Source organism: Polaromonas sp. P1_F2, from assembly GCF_056405735.1.
In genome coordinates, this window is record NZ_JBFUBN010000002.1 from 189,594 (window position 1) to 212,119 (window position 22,526).

Annotated in this window: 21 protein-coding genes; 13 read left to right on the top strand and 8 right to left on the bottom strand. The window is 64.4% G+C overall.

What is annotated here, in order from left to right:
* Positions 1-12 precede the first annotated feature (12 nt).
* Positions 13-981 (top strand): carbohydrate kinase family protein, encoded by a 969-nt coding sequence (locus tag AC1D0O_RS04720; RefSeq protein WP_477652398.1) that lies wholly within the window; start codon positions 13-15, stop codon positions 979-981.
* A gap of 11 nt (positions 982-992) precedes the next feature.
* Positions 993-1,940 carry an AraC family transcriptional regulator gene (locus AC1D0O_RS04725; RefSeq protein ID WP_477652399.1) on the top strand — a complete coding sequence of 316 codons (948 nt, stop codon included), beginning with the start codon at positions 993-995 and terminating at the stop codon, positions 1,938-1,940.
* A 39-nt stretch (positions 1,941-1,979) separates the two neighbouring features.
* Here the strand turns inward: AC1D0O_RS04725 and AC1D0O_RS04730 are convergent, their stop codons facing one another.
* Complete coding sequence (locus tag AC1D0O_RS04730) at positions 1,980-2,651, bottom strand: OmpW/AlkL family protein (protein WP_477652400.1); 672 nt, start codon at positions 2,649-2,651, stop codon at positions 1,980-1,982.
* A 313-nt stretch (positions 2,652-2,964) separates the two neighbouring features.
* On the opposite strand from AC1D0O_RS04730, the gene AC1D0O_RS04735 reads away from it, so the two are divergent.
* Positions 2,965-3,312 (top strand): DUF805 domain-containing protein, encoded by a 348-nt coding sequence (locus AC1D0O_RS04735; protein WP_477652401.1) that lies wholly within the window; start codon positions 2,965-2,967, stop codon positions 3,310-3,312.
* Between the two features lie 54 nt (positions 3,313-3,366).
* Here AC1D0O_RS04735 and groL read toward each other — a convergent pair whose 3' ends face one another.
* The 3 genes from groL to AC1D0O_RS04750 all read right to left on the bottom strand — a co-directional run bounded on the left by groL (position 3,367) and on the right by AC1D0O_RS04750 (position 6,620).
* A complete protein-coding gene (groL, locus tag AC1D0O_RS04740; RefSeq protein ID WP_411877453.1) occupies positions 3,367-5,019 on the bottom strand; it encodes a chaperonin GroEL in 1,653 nt (550 codons plus the stop codon).
* A 50-nt stretch (positions 5,020-5,069) separates the two neighbouring features.
* On the bottom strand, positions 5,070-5,360 hold the full coding sequence (locus AC1D0O_RS04745; RefSeq protein WP_007872916.1) for a co-chaperone GroES: 291 nt from the start codon (positions 5,358-5,360) through the stop codon (positions 5,070-5,072).
* A gap of 255 nt (positions 5,361-5,615) precedes the next feature.
* Positions 5,616-6,620, bottom strand: coding sequence for an AraC family transcriptional regulator (locus tag AC1D0O_RS04750; protein WP_477652402.1), 1,005 nt, complete (start codon positions 6,618-6,620; stop codon positions 5,616-5,618).
* Between the two features lie 78 nt (positions 6,621-6,698).
* On the opposite strand from AC1D0O_RS04750, the gene AC1D0O_RS04755 reads away from it, so the two are divergent.
* From AC1D0O_RS04755 to AC1D0O_RS04765, 3 genes are all read left to right on the top strand, one after another.
* Positions 6,699-7,928, top strand: coding sequence for an MFS transporter (locus AC1D0O_RS04755; protein WP_477652403.1), 1,230 nt, complete (start codon positions 6,699-6,701; stop codon positions 7,926-7,928).
* A gap of 15 nt (positions 7,929-7,943) precedes the next feature.
* The gene (locus tag AC1D0O_RS04760) at positions 7,944-8,984 is read left to right on the top strand and encodes an NADP-dependent oxidoreductase (RefSeq protein ID WP_477652404.1); all 1,041 of its coding nucleotides are present in this window, start codon (positions 7,944-7,946) and stop codon (positions 8,982-8,984) included.
* 422 nt (positions 8,985-9,406) lie between these two features.
* Positions 9,407-9,613 (top strand): hypothetical protein, encoded by a 207-nt coding sequence (locus AC1D0O_RS04765; protein ID WP_477652405.1) that lies wholly within the window; start codon positions 9,407-9,409, stop codon positions 9,611-9,613.
* Here AC1D0O_RS04765 and AC1D0O_RS04770 read toward each other — a convergent pair.
* Both AC1D0O_RS04770 and metK read right to left on the bottom strand, forming a co-directional pair.
* Entirely contained in the window at positions 9,598-10,980 is a 1,383-nt protein-coding gene (locus AC1D0O_RS04770; RefSeq protein ID WP_477652406.1) for a sensor histidine kinase, read from the bottom strand. The two genes, AC1D0O_RS04765 and AC1D0O_RS04770, sit on opposite strands and share 16 nt — an antisense overlap.
* Positions 10,981-11,162: 182 nt before the next feature.
* The gene (metK, locus tag AC1D0O_RS04775; RefSeq protein WP_477652407.1) at positions 11,163-12,347 is read right to left on the bottom strand and encodes a methionine adenosyltransferase; all 1,185 of its coding nucleotides are present in this window, start codon (positions 12,345-12,347) and stop codon (positions 11,163-11,165) included.
* A 176-nt stretch (positions 12,348-12,523) separates the two neighbouring features.
* Between metK and AC1D0O_RS04780 the strand changes: the two genes are divergently transcribed.
* Positions 12,524-13,387, top strand: coding sequence for a lysophospholipid acyltransferase family protein (locus AC1D0O_RS04780; RefSeq protein ID WP_477652408.1), 864 nt, complete (start codon positions 12,524-12,526; stop codon positions 13,385-13,387).
* Entirely contained in the window at positions 13,384-14,280 is an 897-nt protein-coding gene (locus tag AC1D0O_RS04785; RefSeq protein WP_477652409.1) for a lysophospholipid acyltransferase family protein, read from the top strand. The genes AC1D0O_RS04780 and AC1D0O_RS04785 overlap by 4 nt, the downstream gene beginning before the upstream one ends.
* 21 nt (positions 14,281-14,301) lie before the next feature.
* Here the strand turns inward: AC1D0O_RS04785 and AC1D0O_RS04790 are convergent, their stop codons facing one another.
* Together AC1D0O_RS04790 and yihA are read right to left on the bottom strand one after the other, a co-directional pair.
* Positions 14,302-15,213 carry an alpha/beta fold hydrolase gene (locus AC1D0O_RS04790; protein WP_477652410.1) on the bottom strand — a complete coding sequence of 304 codons (912 nt, stop codon included), beginning with the start codon at positions 15,211-15,213 and terminating at the stop codon, positions 14,302-14,304.
* Positions 15,214-15,260: 47 nt separating this feature from the next.
* Positions 15,261-15,989: a ribosome biogenesis GTP-binding protein YihA/YsxC gene (yihA, locus tag AC1D0O_RS04795; RefSeq protein ID WP_477652411.1), complete on the bottom strand. Its 729-nt coding sequence runs from the start codon at positions 15,987-15,989 to the stop codon at positions 15,261-15,263.
* A 210-nt stretch (positions 15,990-16,199) separates the two neighbouring features.
* Between yihA and AC1D0O_RS04800 the strand changes: the two genes are divergently transcribed.
* From AC1D0O_RS04800 to AC1D0O_RS04820, 5 genes are all read left to right on the top strand, one after another.
* Complete coding sequence (locus tag AC1D0O_RS04800) at positions 16,200-16,871, top strand: c-type cytochrome (RefSeq protein ID WP_477652412.1); 672 nt, start codon at positions 16,200-16,202, stop codon at positions 16,869-16,871.
* 182 nt (positions 16,872-17,053) lie between these two features.
* Positions 17,054-19,252, top strand: coding sequence for a cytochrome c biogenesis protein ResB (locus AC1D0O_RS04805; RefSeq protein WP_477652414.1), 2,199 nt, complete (start codon positions 17,054-17,056; stop codon positions 19,250-19,252).
* Complete coding sequence (gene ccsB / locus AC1D0O_RS04810) at positions 19,249-20,628, top strand: c-type cytochrome biogenesis protein CcsB (RefSeq protein ID WP_477652415.1); 1,380 nt, start codon at positions 19,249-19,251, stop codon at positions 20,626-20,628. Before AC1D0O_RS04805 ends, ccsB begins: the two co-directional genes overlap by 4 nt.
* Before the next feature lie 98 nt (positions 20,629-20,726).
* A complete protein-coding gene (gene msrP, locus AC1D0O_RS04815; RefSeq protein WP_477652416.1) occupies positions 20,727-21,725 on the top strand; it encodes a protein-methionine-sulfoxide reductase catalytic subunit MsrP in 999 nt (332 codons plus the stop codon).
* Between the two features lie 148 nt (positions 21,726-21,873).
* Entirely contained in the window at positions 21,874-22,521 is a 648-nt protein-coding gene (locus AC1D0O_RS04820; RefSeq protein WP_477652417.1) for a protein-methionine-sulfoxide reductase heme-binding subunit MsrQ, read from the top strand.
* Positions 22,522-22,526 lie beyond the last annotated feature (5 nt).

Here is a 22,526-nt window from a genome sequence, read left to right on the forward strand (position 1 = left end):
CGAGAATCCACCATGCGCATTGCAATCACGGGCGAGGCCCTTATCGATTTCACCGCCGGCGAGGCAGGCACGCTGGCTTTCCTGGGCCATGAAGGCGGCTCGCCGCTCAACACGGCCGTCGCCTGCGCCCGCCTCGGGGCGCCCATCGGTTTCCTCACGCAACTGTCGACCGACCTGTTCGGCGAACGATTGATGGGTTTTCTCGAACAAAACGGGGTGGACACCCGGTTCATCCTGCGCAGCCATGCGCCGTCAACCCTGGCCTTCGTCGAGCGCACACCGCAGACCAACCGCTATGCCTTCTATACGCGCGGCAGCTCCGACGCGACCTGGGCGCCTGAGCCGCTGCCCCAGTTGCCGGCGGACTGCCGTTTTCTGCACTTTGGCTCGATCGCGCTCCTGCAGGAACCTGCCGCCACGCGCATCACCGATCTGATGGCCGCCAACGCAGGGCGCCGTGTGATCATGTTCGATCCCAACGTGCGGCCCAGCCTGATTCCCGACATGGCGGCCTACCGTGCGCGTGCCGTGGGCTGGTTTGCGATGGCCGACCTGGTCAAGCTCAGCGACGAAGACGCCGAGCTGCTGGCGCCCGGCCGGCCTGCCGATGCACTGGCGGCGGATTGCCTGCAAGCCGGTGCGCGTGCGGTGATCGTCACGCGCGGCGCCAGCGGCGCCACGCTCTGGCGCACCGGGCGCGAAGCGCTTGCCGTGGCGGCGCCGCGCGTCAAGGTGATCGACACCATAGGCGCGGGCGACACTTTCACGGCCGGGCTCTCGGTTTCGCTGCTTGCGCATGGCGTCGAGAACCCGGCCCAGCTCGGCGAGCTGGGCGACAGCGCATGGCGCGAAGTGATGCGCTTCGCCGCCATGGCCGCCGCACTGAACTGCACCCGCGAAGGCGCCGATCCACCCACGCTGGAAGCCGTTCGCGCCGCGCTCCTGCGGGAGGACAATGAGGCCCTTGCTTCCCGGTCCTGATCCAGGCTGCCATGACCACGTCCGCATCCAGACGCGCTATACCCCGCCAGCGCCAGCCCGAGCTGGAACGCGACATCGCGCGCTCTCCCTTGCTCGGCTACGAGGCCCCTGAAACCGGTCTGGTGCGCTGCCTTGCGCACGGCTTCCCGAGTCCGCTGGTACGCTGGCATTTTCATGAAGAGTATGAACTGCACCTGATCACCGAGACCTCGGGCAAGGCCTTTGTCGGCGACTGGATAGGGCCGTTCCAGCCGGGCCATCTGGTGCTGTGCGGCCCGCGGCTGCCGCACAACTGGATTTCGCTCGACGTGCCCGAAGGCGGCGCCGCGGGACGCGACCGGGTGATCCAGTTCCATCACGAACCCATCGAACGCGCGGCGGCCGGGATTCCCGAACTGCGCGAGGTGATGCAATTGCTCGAGCGGGCGCGCCACGGCATCGAATTTTTTGGCATGTCGCAACAGGCGCAAATGCACTGGGACAACATCAAGGCCTCGCGCGGAGTGCGCCGCCTCGGCCGATTTTTCGAGTTCATGGCCGATCTGGCGCAATGGACGGACTACCGGCTGCTGTCGAGCGTACAGATGCAAGGGGCGCAGGGCGCCGATGGCGATGCGCAGGTCGACCAGATCAACGGCATCGTCAACCGTATGACCGCCAACATGGCGGAGCCGATCTCGATGTCGGCCGTGGCAGCCGAGCTCGGCATGAGTGAAAGCCGTTTCAGCCGCTTCTTCCAGCGTTCCACCGGCAACAGCTTTACCGATTTCGTCAACCGCGTGCGCATCAACAGCGCCTGCCACATGCTGATGCAGACCGACCACAAGGTCACCGACATCTGTTACCAGGTCGGGTTCAACAACGTGGCGAACTTCAACCGGCGTTTCCTGGAGATCAAGGGCATGACGCCCACCGAGTTCAGGCGCCAGGCCGACGGCCGATTCGGCCGGTCATCCTGATTTTCGGGGTTTATCCCCGCTTCTCCGGCAGGCGCGGGATCAAAACTGGTAGCCCAGCTGCACCGTGAAGCAGTTGGGGTCCAGCCTTACGTCAATCGTCTGGCCCGTGCTCAGCGTACCGCGCGTCTTGAGCAGGGTCTTGGTGTAGCTGCCTTCCACAAACCATTTCTCGGTGAGCTTGTAGACCCCTCCTATCTGAAAGGACGGGGCCAGCTTGGATTTGAAGGACACCCCGGTGGGTGGGCCACCGGGATTGGTCAGCGCGGTCAGCAGGGCGCTGCCCTTTTCCTTGTAAAACCGCACGTAGGACAGGCCGGCGCCCAGGTAGGGCCGGAAGCTGGCGTTGGCTTCGAAGAAGCGGTACTGGGCGATCAGCGTGACTGGCAAGGCCTTGGTTTCGGCCACCTTGCCGAAACCCGCGAGCACGCCGTCGCCGGTGACGTCATGCCGGAACCCCAGGCCCAGCGGCAGGTGCAGGTTCAGGTGGTCGGTGATCATGTAATTCACCGCGCCTGTCAGCCGGGTGTCGTTGCTGACGCCGACGCGCACATTCGGTATGTTGCCCGTGAGGCTGTCGCTGTCCACTGAAGGTTTGATGCGCGTGACGCCGGCCGAGAGGGACCAGGTGCCGGCCTGCTGCGCGAAAACGGGGAGGGCGGAGGCAGCAGCCATGAGGGCTGCGGCAATCAGGTGGGGTCTGGAAAGAGTCATGGGCTGGTGACCGTTGTGGCGTGTTGGAGGGTTCATCCAGTGGATCGATGCGTCTCATGGTAGCGGCAAGCGCCGCCAAGCGCTGCCTTCCGCGTGGTTTTAAGGGCAGTGGGTGAAGCGCAGACGCAACGCCCCGGCCAATTGAAAACGTTCTTCGTACAAGGTTTGTACGGATGCGTACAAGGCGGTTTACGCGCTTTGAAGTCGGCCGCTGCGTGGGTGCCGTCCGGCCGTGGTAGCCCCGCGGGGCGGGCCGCATTATCATGCGGCAGGGAATTCACCCTGTTTACACCTTGTGAGGAGGATCACTGTCATGAATTTCGGCCAAGCCATCTCCACCTGTTTTTCCAAATACGTCACTTTTACCGGCCGGGCATCGCGGCCGGAGTTCTGGTGGTTCTTCCTGTTCCAGATCATCGTCCTGATCGTCACCGGCATGATCAGCAACATCCTGTACGGCATCGCCGCGCTGGCGATGTTGTTGCCGGCCATCGCGGTGGGCGTGCGGCGCCTGCATGACATCGGCAAGACCGGCTGGCTGATGCTGATCGGCCTGATTCCGCTGGTCAACCTGTTGCTGCTGTACTGGTGCGTGCAGCCCTCGGAAGGCCCGAACCAGTATGACGAAGGCGCCGCACCCGCGGCACCCGCCGAGCAATAAAAAAAGGGCCGCGAAAGCGGCCCTTTTTGATGGAGCGAGAAGCTCAGGCAGGCATTACATGCCCATGTCGCCCATGCCGCCCATACCACCCATGCCGCCTGGCATGCCGCCGCCGGCGCCGGACTCTTCCTTCGGAGCCTCGGCAATCATGGCTTCGGTCGTCAGCATCAGGGATGCGACGGAGGCTGCGTTCTGCAGTGCGGTGCGGGTGACCTTCGTGGGATCCAGGATACCCATTTCGATCATGTCGCCGTAGGTGTCGTTGGCTGCATTGAAGCCGTAGTTACCCTTGCCGGCCAGCACGGCGTTCACCACCACAGAGGCTTCGCCGCCTGCGTTGTAAACGATTTCGCGCAGGGGGGCTTCGATGGCGCGCAGCACCAGCTTGATACCGGCGTCCTGGTCAGGATTGTCGCCGGCGATCTTGCCTGCAGCCTGCTTGGCGCGCAGCAGCGCCACGCCGCCGCCGGCCACGATGCCTTCTTCCACGGCAGCGCGGGTAGCGTGCAGTGCGTCTTCCACGCGGGCCTTCTTTTCCTTCATTTCGACTTCGGTGGCAGCGCCGACCTTGATCACGGCAACACCGCCGGCCAGCTTGGCCACGCGCTCTTGCAGTTTTTCACGGTCGTAGTCGCTGGTCGCTTCTTCGATCTGGACGCGCACTTGCTTGACACGTGCCTCGATGTCGGCAGCGGCGCCGGAACCGTCGATGATGATGGTGTTTTCTTTGCCCACTTCGATGCGCTTGGCCTGGCCGAGGTCAGCCAGCGTCACTTTTTCGAGCGACATGCCGACTTCTTCAGCGATGACCTTGCCGCCGGTCAGGCAGGCGATGTCTTCCAGCATGGCTTTGCGGCGGTCGCCGAAGCCGGGGGCCTTCACAGCCACAACCTTCAGGATGCCGCGCAGGGTGTTCACCACCAGCGTCGCCAGGGCTTCGCCCTCGACTTCTTCGGCAATGATCAGCAGCGGACGGCCGGCCTTGGCGACTTGTTCCAGGGTAGGCAGCAGGTCACGGATGTTGCTGATCTTCTTGTCGTAGAGCAGAACAAAGGGGTTGTCCAGCAGTGCGGACTGCTTTTCAGGGTTGTTGATGAAGTAAGGGGAGAGGTAGCCGCGGTCGAACTGCATGCCTTCGACGACGTCGAGTTCGTTTTGCAGCGACTTGCCGTCTTCCACGGTGATCACGCCTTCTTTACCAACCTTGTCCATTGCGTCGGCAATGATCTTGCCGATGGATTCGTCGGAGTTGGCCGAGATCGAACCGACCTGGGCGATTTCTTTCGACGTGGTGGTGGGCTTGGAAGCCTTCTTGAGCTCTTCGGTCAGGGCCAGCACGGCCTTGTCGATACCGCGCTTCAGGTCCATCGGGTTCATGCCGGCGGCCACGTACTTCATGCCTTCGCGGACGATGGCCTGGGCCAGAACGGTGGCGGTGGTGGTGCCGTCGCCGGCGTTGTCGGAGGTCTTGGAAGCGACTTCCTTGACCATCTGCGCGCCCATGTTCTGCAGCTTGTCCTTGAGTTCGATTTCCTTGGCGACGGACACACCGTCCTTGGTCACCGTGGGGGCGCCGAACGAGCGCTCCAGAACCACGTTACGACCTTTGGGGCCCAGGGTTACCTTGACGGCGTTGGCCAGGATGTTCACACCCTCGACCATGCGTGCGCGGGCTTCGCCGCCGAAAATGACGTCTTTTGCTGCCATGATTAATTCTCCAGATTCAGTTGATTAGGGATTTGACGCGGCGGGAGAAATTACTTCTCAACCACTGCGAACAGGTCTTCTTCTTTCATGACGAGCAGTTCGTCGCCGTCGACCTTGACGGTCTGGCCGCTGTATTTGCCGAACAGCACGCGGTCGCCGACTTTCACGCCCACGGGGCTCAGTTCGCCCTTGTCGTTCTTCTTGCCTGGGCCAACGGCCAGCACTTCGCCTTGATCAGGCTTTTCAGCGGCGCTGTCGGGGATGACGATGCCGGAAGCGGTTTTGGTTTCGTTTTCCACGCGTTTGACGATCACGCGGTCGTGCAAAGGACGAAGTTTCATGAGAGCTCCTTGTTTGAGAACACTGGTTTTGGGAATCAAAAAGCACCCGGCTGGAAGTGGGTGCTTGTTAACTTTGGTGGATTGACTGGGCTTTGTTAGCACTCAATACCATCGAGTGCTAATCATAGGGGCAATTGGGCCCTATTTCAAGGCAAGGGCCGGAAAACCTGCTTTTTGGGGCGGCCGCGGGTGTTGCGGAGCGCCATTGGGCTGGATTCCGTCAAAACCCGACCCAGCTGGCGATAGCGATATTCGTCAAACAGGACTGCGTGCCTTGCTGGGTGCGTGGCCGATGACACGCTTGAACGCCCGGCTGAAGGAGGCCTCGGAGTCGTAACCCAGCCGATCGGCGGCCGTGGTGACACGCATTCCGTCCTGCGCGATCCAGTTGCGCGCCTGGAACATGCGGATGCGAGCCACGTACCGGGCAGGGCTCTCGCCCACCGATTCCTTGAAGGCCTGGGCAAAACGTGATCTTGATGCTCCCATGATGTTCGCCAGCTCCGGCACGCTCCAGTCCTGCTCCGGCGTCGCGTGGATGGCGGCCAGCACCTTGCCCACGCCGGGCGAGCGCAGCGCCGCGATCCAGCCCGTCGAGTTGCTGCAAGCGCATTCGACCCAGGCGCGGATGATGGTCGCGGCGAGCACATCGGCCATGCGGGCCAGGATGCCGCAGGCGCCCATGCGGTTGAGCGAGGCTTCTCGCTCCATCGCCTCGAGCAGCATGGGCACGCCCGGGTCGCGCTGAGCCAGGTCGCCAGCGCGGATCACCCCCGGCATCATGGCCAGCAAGGGATGCAGCGGGTCGAGGTTGAATTTCATGGTGCCGCAGAACATGACGTGGGACGGTGCTTGCGCCAGGGGTGCCCCGTCCCGCAACAGATAGATATCGTCCGCGACCCGCTCGCGATCGAAGGTCGCGAGGGCCACCGGCGGAACTTCGGGTGAACTGGCCACGGTGTGGGCCGTGCCGCGCGGCAGCAGCACCGCGTCACCGGCCTTCAGTTCCATCCACCCGGACGGCTCTGTGTGCAGCCAGCAATCTCCGCTGCCGACGAAATGAAAACGCGCGGTGGCTTGCGCGGTAAAGGAAATCGCCCACGGCGCATGCATGAGGCAGCGGCCGTACTCGACGCCGTCCAGGCGCAGGCCCAGCAGGATCTGGGTGAGGGGATCGGGCCCCGCAGCAGGCAGGCCCGCGCCTTCGTGAGGGGGCTGAACGACGACGGGCGTGAAAGTTCTGGAGGAATCGTCAAGCATTTCGGCTCTTTCGCCATGGAAATGTGTGGATGCTAGGCCTAAGCTGGTCACCCTGTCCTCAACAAGGCTTCATATCTCATGCCATCCAATTCCTCTTCTGCCTGCCTAGATCCGCTGGCTGCCGGCGCAGGCCCTGCCAACAATTCATCCGGCGAGGCCGCCGCTCTCTGGCCGGCGGTCGCCTCACTTTCCCTGGGTGTGTTCGGCCTGGTCACGGCGGAATTCCTGCCGGCCAGCCTGCTGACTGCCATGGCGGCCGATCTCCATGTCACGGCTGGCGCCGCGGGCCAGGCCGTCACGGCCACCGCGCTCGTCGGCGCGGTGGCCGCGCCGACCATCCCCTTGCTGACGGCGCACTTCGACCGCAAGCGGGTGCTGCTGACGCTCACCGCCCTCCTGCTCGTGTCCAACCTGCTGGCGGCAACGGCCGGTTCGCTCGCGGTGCTGCTGTTCGCGCGCGTGGTGCTCGGCATCGCGCTCGGCGGGTTCTGGTCGATGGCGGCGGCGCTGGCGATGCGCCTGGTGCCGGAGCGGCTTTTCCCGCGGGCGATGTCGCTGGTGTTGACCGGCGTCTCCATTGCCACCGTCTGCGCGGCGCCGGTCGGCGCCTGGATGGGCAGTTTGTGGGGGTGGCGCAGCGCTTTTGTCGCGGCAGGGGTGGTCGGCGTGCTGGCTTTCCTTGTGCAGCTGGCAGCGTTGCCGGCGCTGCCGCCACGCGACAAGGCCAGTTTGAAAGGCCTGCGCGACCTGCTCACGCGGGGGCCGGTGCGCATTGCGTTGCTGGCCGTGCTGTTGGTGATATCCGGCCACTTCGCGGGCTTCACCTACATCCGGCCCGTGCTCGAAGACGTGACGAAGTTGTCGGTGGCGGCGATTTCCGCCGTGCTGCTGGGCTACGGCATCGGCGGCTTCTTCGGCAACTTCGCGGGGGGCTGGCTGGCGGGACGCAGCGAACGCTACGCGATCGTCGCCGGCAGCGCGATGATCGCCCTGCTGGCCGCCGCGCTGCTCATAGGCGGCAGCTCCACCGTGGTCACCGCCGTGGCCGTGGCGCTGTGGGGGTTCGCGTTCGGCGCATTCCCGGTCGGCTTCCAGACCTGGATTGTGCGCGCCGCGCCCGACCAGGCAGAGGCTGCGGGCGGCCTGCTGGTGGCGGCCTTCCAGATCGCCATTGCCACGGGCGCCATCGCGGGCGGCCTCATCGTTGACTGGACAGGTGCGCTCGGCGCCCCTGCATTCGCCATGGTGGCCGTAGTGCTGGGCGGCCTGCTGGCATGGCGGCGCGGCCCCGGATCAGGCCGCGGCTGAATCGCGGAGGTGAACATGGCCAAGCCGAAACCAGACCCCGACACCAATCGGCGCATCACATTGGCGTCGCACCCGCGCGGCCTGCCTGTTGCGTCCGACTTCCATCTCGTGACCGAGCCCGTGCCGCGTCCGGGCGAAGGCCAGGTATTGCTGCGAACGCAGTTCCTTTCGCTGGATCCGTACATGCGCAACCTGATGGACAGCATCGGGCCCGGGTACGCGCCCCCCGTTCCGCTTGGCGGCACCATGCCGGGCGGCACCGTCAGCCGCATCGTGGAGTCCAGGCATCCCCAATACCGCGCGGGTGATCTCGTGCTCGCCAACGCCGGCTGGCAAGACTACGCTGTCAGCGATGGGAGCGACCTGCTGGCGATAGGTGAGATGGCCCGTCCATCCCTGGCGCTGGGCGCGCTCGGGATGCCGGGCTTCACGGCGCACGTCGGCCTGCTGGACATCGGCCAGCCCAAGGCCGGCGAAACCGTGGTGGTCGCGGCGGCCACCGGCGCGGTGGGCGCCATGGTCGGCCAGATCGCGAAACTCAAGGGTGCTCGTGTCGTCGGTATCGCCGGCGGTGAGGACAAGTGCCGGCAGGCTGTCGACGACCTGGGCTTTGATGCCTGCATCGACAGGCACGGGCCCTTATTTGGAGAGCAGCTTGCCGCCGCATGCCCGGCGGGCATTGACGTGTACTTTGAGAACGTCGGCGGTGAGGTGTTGTCGGCAGTCCTTCCCCTGCTCAATATCGGCGCACGCATGCCGGTGTGCGGCTTTGTCGCGCATTACAACGACTCGGCAGGCCCAGCCGGCGCCAACCAGTTGCCGCAGTTCCTGGCCGCCATTCTGCAGAAGCGGGTACGGGTGCAGGGCTTCATCATCCTTGACCACTATGGCGCGCGCTTTGACGTGTTCCGCAGTGAAATGGACGAATGGGTTGGCAGTGGACAGGTCAAAGCAGTGGAGCATGTTGTGGACGGCCTTCTGGAAGCGCCCGCCGCCCTGGCAGACCTGTTACAGGGCCGGCACTCCGGCAAGGTCGTTGTGCGCCTGGAGGCCTAGCTGCGGAGGCGGCGGATTGCGGTGGAAAAGAGCGCCGCGAAAATGAAGGACTGGTGCCAGCCGAATCGAGCTTGTCCTACACGGAATTCCTCTCCCGCTGACGACTTGTTACCCCTGCGCCCCCTAAAGTCGAAATTCATCCACTCCGGGCCCGATGGGCAGCAAGATGTTTCTAGACAGTTTTCCACGCGAGGAAGCACAGGACAGCCGCGGCTTGCGCCCGGCTCGCGAAGCGGCGGCCGAACCAGCCAAGTCCCGCCATCCCTGGCCCTTCCCGGTGTCCGGCAAGCAAATCGGCGTGCCTACGGCGCCAGCGCGACCGCAAGGCGGTCCGTCAGGCTCCGTCCCGGCCGGCAGCAGTTTTGTCACCTGATGGATTCCATGGAATCCGCCGCCTTGACCTCTGTGCCCGGGAGAGGGAAATGAGCACCAGATCCAGTCCGGAGCCGGGAACCCGGCGGACCGGCGGCACAAAGACCCCTGCGGGCCCGCCCCGCAAGAAGGCTTCGGATGAATTCGGCAAGGAGGGCACCAACAAAACCCTTCCCGAGCCCAAGGCCGACGGTGAACCTTCCGAAGAACTGGGCAACACCCCGCATATCGGGAAGACGCCTTACACGCGCGGCTGAGTCTCCGGAATGGCGGCTTGGTGCGCTGACTTGCGCAACACCGTCAGGGGCAGCGTGGCCGCGATGGTCGTGCCCTGGGTGGCGTTGATGTCCAGGCGCCCCCCCGAGGCCTCCACCCGGTGGCGCATTCCCTGCAGGCCATGGCTTGAGGCCTGGACGGCCAGCGGGTCGAAACCCCGGCCGTCATCGTGGACCGTCACCACGATGTAGTCCTTGTAGCTCAGCAGGTTGATGTCCACGTTCTGCGCCTGCGCATAGCGGGCGATGTTGGTCAGCGCTTCCTGCACGAGCCGGTAAACCGTCAACTGGATGGTTTCGTCCAGCGCCGCGGGCTCAAGGTTGGTGGCAATGCTCAGGCCCGAACGCTGGGCGAATTCGCGCGTCAGGATTTCCAGGGCCGGCACCAGCCCAAGATTGGACAGCGAGGAAGGCCGAAGGTCTTCAATGATGCGCCGCTTCAGGGAGATGCCGCTGTTGAGCGTTTCAATCAGGTGCTCGATGCGGGCGGGCAGGTCGCCGTTGTCGCCGGACAGCTTGGCCTTGATGCGCGCGACGTCGAGTTTGGCCGCCGTGAGCAGGGCGCCGAGCTCGTCGTGCAGCTCGCGTGCCAGGTGGCCTTTTTCCTCTTCCCGGATCTGCTGCAGGTGGGTGGCCAGTTCGGCCAGCCGGCTGGTGCGTTCCCTGACCTGGACGCCCAGCAGGTCGCGCTCGGCCTGCAATGCCAGCTGCTGGCGCTGCCCGGCCTGGTCCAGGGCGGCTGTCTGGCGCAAATACAGCCAGAAGGCGATAAAAGCGACGCTTGCCACCAGGGTGATGCCTATGCGCGTCAGGAGCAGGGAGTGCCGGACCTCCGTGTAGCCGTTGGCGGTCTCCTGGTTGGTCTCGGTGACCAGCCGGCCGGCGCCGTTGCGGATGATGTCCATTTGCTCCTTGCCCACCTCCGTGGTCAGGACAAAGCGCCAGGCGTCGTCCTTTCCCTCGTTCTTCATGCGGATGGACAGGTCCATTTCGGCCAGCTTGCGCTGCACCGTCCGCCCCAGCGTCGACAGCGTGTCGACCTGGTCCTTGCGCATGGCGAGCAATTCGCGCAGTTGGTCCTGCGTCTGGCTGATGTCCGCGATGGCGGCCTTGTAGGGCTCCAGGTACATGGTGTCGCCGGTCAACAGGTAACCGCGCTGCCCGGTTTCCGCGTCGAGCACATCGCGCAGCAGCCGCTGCACATGGCTGCGCGCGACATGGGCCTTGGCCACTTCGTCCATCGCCTCCATGGATCGGAGGTACGAAAGCTCGCTGATGCCGATCAGCGTGAGCACAGCGACCAGGGCGCAGGCGATGTTGACGGCCATTTTGTGGGGAGTGCTTCGCATGGGAGCTTTCGTGGAAGTTCTCGAATAGTGCCGCCGGCCGGCTCAACCTGCCCAAAATTGTAGAGGCCGGCCCTCTCGGCAAAGCATGAAAAAAGCCACCCGAAGGTGGCTTTATGTTGCCGGTGTTTGGCAGGCGGCGGCGTAGGACGCCGCGCCTTGGTATCGGGCTTGTTGCGTGGAGCTTACAGGCCCGCAGCCGCGCGGAGCGCAGCAGCTTTGTCAGTACGCTCCCACGTGAATTCCGGTTCGTCGCGGCCGAAGTGGCCGTAGGCTGCGGTCTTTTCGTAGATGGGGCGCAGCAGGTCGAGCATCTGGATGATGCCTTTGGGGCGCAGGTCGAAGTGTTCGTTGACCAGGGCCGAAAGTTTTTCGTCTGAGATCACGCCGGTGCCTTCGGTGTAGACCGTGACGTTCATGGGCTTGGCCACGCCGATGGCGTAAGCCACCTGGATCTGGCACTGGCGGGCCAGGCCGGCCGCCACGATGTTCTTGGCGACGTAGCGGGCGGCGTAGGCGGCCGAGCGGTCCACCTTGCTGGGATCCTTGCCGCTGAAGGCGCCGCCGCCGTGCGGGCAGGCGCCGCCGTAGGTGTCGACGATGATCTTGCGGCCGGTCAGGCCGCAGTCGCCCTGCGGGCCGCCGATGACGAAGCGGCCGGTCGGGTTGATCAGGTAACGGGTGTCCTTGGTGATCATGCCTTTTGGCAGCACCGGCTTGATGATCTCTTCAATGATGGCTTCGTTGAAGGAAGCCTTCATCTTGTGCGCGGTTTCGCTCTGGTCGGGGCTGTGCTGGGTGGACAGCACCACGGTGTCTATGCTGTGCGGCTTGCCGTCCACGTAGCGCATGGTGACCTGGCTTTTCGCGTCGGGGCGCAGGAAAGGCAGGCGGCCGTCCTTGCGCAGCTGGGCCTGGCGTTCGACTAGGCGGTGCGCGTAATAAATCGGCGCGGGCATCAGCTCGGGGGTTTCATCGCAGGCGTAGCCGAACATCAGGCCCTGGTCGCCGGCGCCGATGTTCAGGTGGTCGTCGCTGGCGTGGTCCACGCCCTGGGCGATGTCGTTGGACTGCTTGTCGTAGCAGACCATGACGGCACAGCCCTTGTAGTCGATGCCGTATTCGGTGTTGTCGTAGCCGATGCGCTTGATGGTGTCGCGTGCGACCTGGATGTAGTCGACGTGCGCGTTGGTGGTGATTTCACCGGCCAGCACGACCAGGCCGGTGTTGGTCAGGGTTTCGGCGGCGACGCGGCTGCGCGGGTCCTGTTTGAAAATCGCGTCGAGAATCGCGTCGGAAATCTGGTCGGCGACCTTGTCGGGATGGCCCTCGGAGACGGATTCGGAAGTAAAGAGAAAATCGTTCGCCATTGCGTACACTCCATAAAGTTTGTCGGCGCGTTGCCGGCTGGAATGCTTCGGCGAACGCTTTAGCAGTTTGGTTTAATGTCGCCCTGCAAGTTGTTCAGTAACTCAGCGACAGCCTGCATTATAAGACAGCCTGTTTTGGGCTGGATTGGCCCTTCAATACCCCTTTTTTCCGCTCAATGCCCTGGTTGTTCCGATTCTTCGCCCTCTGGCCGCTGGCCGCCCTGCATGCGCTGGGCGCTGCGCTGGGCTGGCTGGTCTGGGCCGCGAGCCCGCGCTACCGCGCGCAGTTCCGGGCCCATGTGGCGCAGGCCGGCCTGCCGTTTGAGCTGGCCCGTCCGGCGATCGCGGAAGCCGGGCGTTTTATCGCCGAACTGCCCAAGCTGTGGATGCGGCCGGCCACGGAGTCCTGCCTGGACAATGTGCGAGTAGAAGGCCAGGCCCACGCGGAGCAGGCATTCGCCCAAGGCCGCGGGGTGATTTTTTTCGGCCCCCATTGCGGCAGTTTCGAACTGGGCCCGCAGGCCCTGGCCGAACTCTACGGGCCCATCACCGCCATCTACCGGCCCGCGCGCAAGGCTTGGCTGGCGCGCATGGAGCGGCTGGCGCGCGACCGTGCCAACCTCACCGTCGTACCGGCATCGTTGAGCGGAATCCGGCTGATGCACAAAACCCTCAAGGCCAACCAGGCCGTGGCGCTGCTGACCGACCAGGTGCCGCCCGAGGGGCTGGGCGTCTGGGCGCCGTTTTTCGGCAAGCCGGCCTACACCATGACCCTGGCGGCGCGGCTGGCGCTGCAAAGCGGGGCGGTGCTGCTGCCGGTGAGTTGCGAGCGCCTGCCGCGCGGCCGGGGTTATTTCCTCAAGATATGGCCGGCGGTCGAAGGCGTTCAGCCGGAGGATTCCGGCAAGCCCCGCGCCGAGCTGCTGCAGGCCGTGACGCAGATCAACCGCGCCATTGAAGCCATCGTGCTGAGCCAGCCCGGCCAGTACCTATGGGGTTATGCGCGCTACAAGACACCACGCAAGGAAGCACCGCTTTGAAGACTGCCCGACAGATGGCCGGCCGGCTGGTAACCCGCGGCGGCATCCTCTTTATGCAGCTGCTGGCCCTGGTGCCGCTTTCGTGGACACGCGGCCTGGGCACGTTGCTCGGCTGGGTGCTGTATGCCGTGGTGGGCGCGCGCCGGCGTGTGGTGGACAGCAACCTGGCCCTGTGCTTCCCGGCGCTTTCCGCGGACGAGCGGCGCCGGCTGAACGTGCAGACCTTCGTCTATTTCGCCCAGGCCTGGCTGGACCGCGCCTGGCTGTGGCATGCGCCCAAAACCTGGGTGCAGCGGCGCGTGAACCTGACGGGGGCCCTGGAAGAACTGGCGGGCAACGCGCCCACGGTGATTTTTTTGCCGCATTTCGTGGGGCTTGACGCGGCGTGGACCGCCGTGGCGCTGCAAATGCCCCGGCCCTCCACGACGATCTACACCGACCAGTCCAACAAGCTGGTGGACCGCTGGATACTGCGCGGGCGCCGGCGCTTCGGCAATTTACGCCTGTTCGGCCGCGCGGCCGGCGTCAAGCCCATCGTGGCGGCGCTGCGCGAAGGCCAGCCGCTGTATTTGCTGCCCGACATGGATTTCGGTCCCGACGATTCGGTGTTTGTGCCTTTTTTCGGCGTGCCCACTGCCACCGTGCCCTCGCTGTCGCGCTTCGCCAAACTGGGCCGCGCCAAGGTGTTGCCGCTGCTGCCGCGTATCACCCCCACCGGCTACGAGGTGCAGGTGCTGCCGGCCTGGACGGACTTCCCTTCCGAGGACCCGGTAGCCGACACCGCGCTGATGAACGCGCGGCTGCGTGACTACATCGAAGCCATGCCGGCGCAGTACTACTGGGTGCACAAGCGTTTCAAGACCCGGCCTGAAGGCGATCCCTCGCTGTATTGAGTCGGAGCGGCCTCGCGGCCGTCAGCGCAAAAAATCTCGCAGGTACGCCGCAACCAATGCCGGCTGCTCGTGGACTATCCAGTGGGTCGCGCCCTCGATGCGCTTCAGTTCCATGCGCGGCACATAGTCCTGCAAGCCGTCCAGCAGGGCCGGCGGCAGGGCGATGTCGTCCATGGCCCAGAGCACCAGCGTGGGCAGGTGGATCTCCAGCATCTCGCGCGGAATCGTCACGGCCGCCGCGGCCGGGTCGTTGTGCGGCGGGCCGGGCCGGGGCGGGCGCAGCGGCGAGGCGCGGTAATAGTTGCAGGGCCCGGTCAGGCCCTGGCGCCAGATGGTGCGGTATTGGTCCCGCAGCGCATCGGTGAGCCAGGCGTGCGGGCCGTCGGCCGCGCCCATGTGCGTGAAAAATTCCCAGAGGCGGCGAAAGTCGTCTTCGGCCAGCAGCGCCTCGGCGTCGGGGCGAATTAAAAAATTCATATAGGCGCTGGCGGCCTGCTGCACCGGCGACTGCTGCAGTTCGCGCAAAAAAGTGCCGGGATGCGGCGAATTGATGATGGCCAGTTTTTTCATCAAGGCCGGCTGGCCGGCCGCCAGGTTCCAGGCAACGGCGCCGCCCCAGTCATGCGCAACCAGGCATTCAAGCTGCCCGCCTTCCAGGGCTATCAGCGCGGCGATGTCTTGCACCAGGTGTTTGGGCCGGTAGGCGGCGGCGTCCGCGGGCGCGCTGGACTGCTCGAAGCCGCGCAGGTTGGGCGCGACGCAGCGAAAGCCGCCGTTTTCAGGGCGAGCGAAGTGTTCGAGCAGGCCGTCCCAGACAAAAGCCGCTTCGGGAAAACCGTGCAGAAACATCAGCACGGGCCGGCCTCTGGCGCCGCTGGCGCGGCAGGAGAGGGTGATGCCGTGCGGCAGGGCCTGCAAACTGGTTTCAATCATGGCGTTGCGCTTTGCTTTCTGTTGAAGGCTGAAAGCGCCGCCCGGCCTTAATCGTTGATTTCAGGCAAATCCTCGGGCGCGGCCCTGGCGGCCTTGGTCGGCTTTTCAAGCGGGTGCGCCCAGTCCCACAAATGCTGGGCGACTTCCTCGACACCGCGGCGCTTCAGCGAAGAAAAGAGTTTGACGTCTCCGCCGCCGGCCTGCAGTCGCACAATGGACAGCGCCTTGGCCGCCTCGGTCTTGTTGAGCTTGTCGGATTTGGTCAGCAGCACCAGGAACTTCAGGCCTTCTTCGACGCGCGGCCGGATTACGTCGAGCAGGATTTCGTCGAGTTCTGTCAGGCCCAGGCGCGGGTCGCACAGCAGCACCACGGCCTTGAGGTTGTCGCGCGTCTGCAAATAATTGCCCATCACCTGCTGCCAGCGGTATTTGGCTTCCTTGGGGACGGCCGCATAGCCGTAGCCCGGCAGGTCGGCCAGTACCGCGTCGGTCACGCCCTGCTTGCCCAGGCTGAAAAGGTTGATGCTTTGCGTGCGGCCCGGCGTCTTGGAGGCAAACGCCAGCCTGTGCTGCTGCGTCAGGGTGTTGATGCAGGTGGATTTGCCGGCATTGGAGCGGCCCACGAAGGCGATTTCCGGCACGTCGACGCGCGGCAGGTGCTTGAGTTCGGGCGCGGTGGTCAGGAACTTGGCCGTGTGCAGCCAGCCCATGGCGATCTTGGGATCAGGGGTGCCGGGTGCGACTGGGGGCGTTTTAGGCGGGGAAGCGGAAGTCATGGTCGGGCGGTCCCTGAAGGTCGGTTGCATGCCGGCGGCATGCGTTGAAAGGGGCCAGCGCCCCTGTGGGCGGGGCTTGGGAGGCCGTGAACCGGCAGGGAGCCCCTGGCGGATTGCCGCGGCAAGACCCGAATAATCGGGGGTGCCCTGAAGCCATTGTAAAATCAGAAAGTTATAAGTTTTGTGCGCCAACCAATTAAAACCCCCGATATGAAGCTGTTCGTTACTTCCCTCCTGGCCGCTTTGCTGGCCGTGCCCGCCGTGTCGTCGTTTGCCGCCGGCGAAGCCGCCCCCGCGCACGATGCCGCCCCGGCTGCCGCAGCGGCCCCGGCCAAGGTTGCCAAGCCCGACCTGGTCAAGGGCGGGGCCAGCTTTGCTGCCGTGTGCGCCAGTTGCCACGGCGACGACGGCAACTCGGGCACGCCGGCCAACCCCAAGCTGGCGCAGCAACACCCCGAATACCTGGTCAAGCAGCTGCAGGAGTTCAAATCCGGCAAGCGCAAGAACCCCATCATGCAGGGCTTCGCCTCGGCGCTGTCCGACGACGACATGAAAAACATCGCCTACTGGGCCACCTCGAAAAAGGCCAAGACCGGCTTTGCCAAGGACAAGGAACTGGTCGCCCTTGGTGAGCGCATCTACCGCGGCGGCGTGCAGGATCGCCAGATCGCCGCTTGCGCGGGCTGCCACAGCCCGACCGGCGCCGGCATTCCTTCCCAGTACCCGCGCCTGGGCGGCCAGCATGCCGACTACACCGTGACGCAACTGACCGCTTTCCGCGACGGCGGCCGCAAGAACAGCGTTCCCATGACCCAGGTGGCCGCCAAGCTGAACGACCGCGAAATCCGCGCGCTGGCCGACTACATCGCCGGCCTGCGCTGAGGCGAGGCCTGCCGCAGGGCGGGCTTTTTTGCCGAAAAAAATACACGCAGTGCGACTGCCGTATTGAACCCAAGCCGCTAAAACCAATCACACCAAAGGCGGGTCTTTCTGATGAAAGCCCGCCTTTTTTCTTTTTTCTCTCTTGCCGGCTGCCGCCAGCCCGATCCGGTTCCATTTAAAGCATGACAGTTTCCACCCAGGGTATGAAGGTCAATTGGGGCTCCCGCAGCTTGCGGGCGTCGGTGGAACTGCTGTCGTCCATGCGGTTCTCCATCTCGCTGCTGACCGTGATCTGCATCGCGTCCATCATCGGCACGGTGCTCAAGCAGGCGGAGCCGCTGGGCAACTACGTGAACCAGTTCGGCCCGTTCTGGGCCCAGGCCTTCAGCCTGCTGAGCCTCAACACCGTCTACAGCGCCTGGTGGTTTTTGCTGATCCTGGCCTTCCTGGTCATTTCCACCTCGCTGTGCATCGCGCGCAATGCGCCCAAAATCCTGGTGGACCTGAACCAGCTCAAGGAAAACGTCCGCGAGCAAGGCCTCAAGGCCTTCGGCCACCGCGCCGAGGCCGCGCTGGCCGAAGCGCCTGAAGCCGCCGCGCGCCGCATCGGCCAGACGCTGGTGCAAAGCGGCTGGAAGGTCAAGCTGCAGCAGCGCCGCACGCCCGAAGGCGACGGCTGGATGGTGGCCGCCAAGAAGGGCGCGGCCAACAAGCTGGGCTACATCGCGGCGCACAGTGCCATCGTGCTGGTGTGCGTGGGTGGCCTGCTGGACGGCGACATGATCGTGCGCGGCCAGATGTGGCTCAACGGCAAATCCATCTACACCGGCGGCGGCTTGATCGCTGACGTGCCGGCGCAGTACCGCCTGAGCGACAGCAACCCGACCTTCCGCGCCAACTTGCTGGTGGCCGAAGGCACGCAGTCCAGCACCGCCATCCTGAACCAGCCCGGCGGTGTGCTGCTGCAGGAGCTGCCGTTTTCCATCGAACTGAAAAAATTCATCGTCGAGTACTACTCGACCGGCATGCCCAAGCTGTTCGCCAGCGACATCATCATCCACGACAAGGAAACCGGCGAAAAAATCCCGGCGCGCGTGGAGGTCAACCACCCGGCCCGCCACAAGGGCGTCGAGATCTACCAGTCCAGCTTCGACGACGGCGGCTCCAGCGTCACGCTCAAGGCCATTCCGATGGCGGCGGCCACCAAGCCTTTTGAAATCCAGGGCACCATAGGCGGCACCAGCAGCCTGACCAACGGGCAGGGCGACAGCGCCGAAAAGCTGACGCTCGAATACACCGCGCTGCGTGTCATCAACGTGGAAAACTTCGCCTCGGGCGGCAGCATGGGCGGCTCGGGCGCTGACGTGCGCAAGGTCGACCTGCACCAGGCCATCGATTCGCGCCTGGGCGCGGCCAACAAGACGGTCACGCAAAAAGAGCTGCGCAACGTCGGGCCCAGCGTGAGCTACAAGCTGCGCGATTCCGCCGGCCAGGCCCGCGAGTTCCACAACTACATGCTGCCGGTCAAGACCGACCCGGGCGAAAACAGCCCGGCGGTCTACCTGATGGGCGTGCGTGAAACCCCTTCGGCCCCTTTCCAGTACCTGCGCATTCCGGTCGATGCCGAAGGCGGCATGGAAACCTTTTTGCGGCTGCGCGCCGCGCTGGCCAACCCGGCCCAGCGCGAGCTGGCGGTCAAGCGTTATGCCAGCCAGGCCATAGGCCGCGAACGGCCCGAACTGGCGCAGCAGCTCGCGGCTTCGGCTTCGCGCGCGCTGGCACTGTTTGCCGGCGGCGGCCCGGATGCGGCTGGGGGCAAGACCGCCGGCCTGCAGGCGATTTCCGATTTCATGGAAGCCAATGTGCCCGAAGCCGAGCGCAACCGCGCCGGCGAGGTGCTGGTCCGCATCCTCAACGGCGCGCTGTTCGAGCTGGCCCAGATGACACGCGAGCAGGCCGGGCTCAAACCCATGGCGCAGGACGAAAAAACCCTGGCCTTCATGTCGCAGATGGTGCTGAGCCTGTCGGACGCCCATTTCTATCCGGCGCCCATGGCGTTTGAGCTCAAGGATTTCACCCAGATCCAGGCCAGTGTGTTCCAGGTGGCGCGCGCGCCGGGCAAAACCATTGTGTACCTGGGCTGCGCCTTCCTGATCCTGGGCGTGTTCGCCATGCTGTATGTGCGTGAGCGCCGCGTCTGGGTCTGGTTGGCGCCGCGCGGGTCTTCGGGACCAGGGACTCCCACCGAAGGGCATTCAGTGCCAGAATCAGCCGAAGGCCGCAGCCAGGCCACCATGGCCTTGTCCACCAATCGCAAGACCCTGGATGGCGACAAGGAGTTCGAGATGTTGAAAACGAAACTGTTGCAGGCGCCTTTATGAATACCTCCACCATCAACACCACGGCGGTGAACACCACCACGCTGAAGGCCGGCGGCGGCGACAGCACGCTCAGCCTCAACGAGGGCTATTTCGCCCGGCGCAATGTGCTGGACTGGGTGTTTGCCGCGCTGGTCGCCGGCGGCTTTCTCTACGCCTTCGCGCGCTACGGCGCTTTCATGGACGTCTATGAAAAAGGCATCCTGCTGGCGGCTATTCCCGCGGCCATCGCGATGGGCTGGTTCTGGCGGCCGCTGCGCGTGCTCATGGTGGTAGTGAGCGTCTTTGCGCTGCTGGGCATCGCCTCCTACCAGGGCGACCTGGCGCGGGCCGAGCAGGTGTTCTGGCTCAAGTATTTCCTGTCCAGCCAGTCGGCCATTTTGTGGATGAGCGTGCTGTTCTTCATGAGCACGATTTTTTACTGGCTGGGCATGTTCGCCAAAGGCCAGAGCGGCACGCTGGAGTCGCTGGGCTCCAAAATCGCCTGGGTCGCCGTCGGCATGGCCTTGGTCGGCACGCTGGTGCGCTGGTATGAAAGCTACCTGATCGGCGCCGACGTCGGCCACATTCCCGTGAGCAACCTGTACGAAGTATTCGTGCTGTTCTGCTGGATGACGGCGGCCTTCTACCTCTACTTTGAATCGCAGTACAACACCCGCGCGCTGGGCGCTTTTGTGATGCTGGTGGTCAGCGCCGCTGTCGGCTTTTTGCTCTGGTACACCGTGGTGCGCGAAGCCCATGAAATCCAGCCCTTGGTGCCCGCCCTCAAAAGCTGGTGGATGAAGCTGCACGTGCCGGCCAATTTCATCGGCTATGGCATGTTCTCGCTGGCCGCCATGGTGTCGCTGTCGTACCTGATCAAGCAGCAGGCCGATGAAAAGCGCTGGCATCAGCTCACGCCGCTGTGGCTGCTGGGTGTGGTGCTGTGTTTTGTGCCTATCGTGTTTCGCAGCAAGTCGCCGGCTGAAGTGGGCGGCAGCTACTACTGGGTCGGTTACCTGGCGGTGTCGGGGCTGATTGCCGCCGGCATCCTGCTGGGCCGCAAGCACATCGCGGCGCGCCTGCCCAGCTTCGAGGTGCTGGACGACGTGATGTACAAGGCGATCGCGGTCGGCTTTGCCTTTTTCACCATCGCCACGGTGCTGGGCGCCCTGTGGGCCGCCGAGGCCTGGGGCGGCTACTGGAGCTGGGACCCCAAGGAGACCTGGGCGCTGATCGTCTGGCTCAATTACGCCGCCTGGCTGCACATGCGCCTCATGAAAGGCCTGCGCGGAACGGTCGCCGCCTGGTGGGCACTGGTGGGGCTGGCGGTCACTTCGTTTGCCTTCCTGGGCGTCAACATGTTCCTTTCGGGCTTGCACAGCTACGGAACCTTGTAGCCGGCGGGGAGTCTTTGTAAAAGCCCCTGGCTGAATCCGTGTAAGAAACTGCCGCGTATTCAGACTAAGCCATAACGGATTTTTTCAAGGACGCTCCCATGCTCATCAAGACCCACGCCAGCGGTTTCGACCATCCTGTTCCCAGCGAGATCACGCCGCAAGGCATTTACCAGGGCCGCCGCGACCTGGTCAAGCTGATGGCCACGGGCGCCGCGGGCGCGGCCATGGCGAGTTGGGCGGGGCGCCAAGCCATGGCGGACACGGTGCAAAAGCCCGGCAAGCTGGCTGCCCTGGCCGGCGGTAAATCGGCGGTGGCCGGTGCCACGACCATGGAAAAGGTCACCGACTACAAAGACGCCTCCACTTACAACAACTACTACGAGTTCGGCACCGACAAGGCCGACCCCGCCAAAAATGCCCACACGCTGGTGACCAAACCCTGGTCGGTGGCCGTTGAAGGCCTGGTCAAGCAGCCCAAAACTTTCACGCTGGAAGACCTGATCAAGCTTGCACCGCAGGAAGAACGCATTTACCGCCTGCGCTGCGTCGAAGGCTGGTCCATGGTGATTCCCTGGGTCGGTTATTCGCTGTCCGAGCTCATCAAAAAGGTCGAGCCACTGGGCAACGCCAAGTATGTCGAGTTCATCACCCTGGCCGATCCCAAGACCATGCCTTTTGTCGGCTCGCGCGTGCTGGACTGGCCTTATGTGGAAGCCCTGCGCATGGACGAAGCCATGCATCCGCTGGCGTTGCTGGCCTTCGGCATGTACGGCGAAGTGCTGCCCAACCAGAATGGCGCGCCTGTGCGCATGGTGCTGCCCTGGAAGTACGGCTTTAAGAGCGGCAAGAGCATCGTCAAGATCCGCTTCACCGACAAGGAGCCGCGCACGGCCTGGAACAAGGCCGCGGCGCAGGAGTACGGCTTTTATTCCAATGTGAACCCGAACGTGGACCACCCGCGCTGGAGCCAGGCCACCGAGCGCCGCATCGGCGAAGACGGCCTGTTCGCCAAAAAGCGCAAGACCCTGATGTTCAACGGCTACGAAGCCCAGGTGGGCCAGCTCTACGCGGGCATGGACCTCAAGAAGAACTTCTGATGAATATGGCCCCCACGCTTGTCGCTTCGCGTACTGCGCTGCCCCCCGAGGGGGCCGCTGCGCCTGCGGCCCGGCAAAGCCGGTTCCGCGGCCCCTGCTGGTATATGTCTCATACCGCCCTGGCGCGGCCCGGCGGCGGATGGCTGTGATGGCGGCAACGCAGAAGTGGCTGTTGCACCCAGCGGCCAAGCCGGTGCTGTTCCTGGTCTGCCTGCTGCCATTCGCATGGCTGTTCTACGGCGCGTTCACCAACCAGCTGGGCGCCAACCCGGCCGAAGCGCTGATACGCGCCACAGGTGACTGGACGCTGCGCTTTATCTGCATCGTGCTGACGGTCACGCCGTTGCGTGTCATCAGCGGCGTGCCGGCGCTGGCGCGTTTTCGGCGCATGCTGGGGCTGTTCGCGTATTTTTATGTCGTGGTGCACCTGCTGAGCTACAGCTGGTTTGACATGGGCTTTGACTTTGCCGACATCGCCAGGGACATCGCCAAGCGGCCATTCATCCTGGTGGGGTTTTCAGCCTTTGTGCTGCTGACGCCGCTGGCGGCCACATCTTTCAACGCCGCGATCAAGGCCATGGGCGCCAAACGCTGGCAGTGGCTGCACAAGCTGGTCTACCTGATCGCCGGCCTGGGGCTGCTGCACTTTTTCTGGATGCGTGCCGGCAAGAACAACTTTGCCGAGGTGTTTGTCTACGCCACGATCATCGCGGTGCTGCTGGGCTGGCGCGTGCAGCAGTACCTCAAGAAAAAGAAGCCGCAGCCCGCCTACGGCGTTCGCGGAAAACTGTCCTAGCGGTA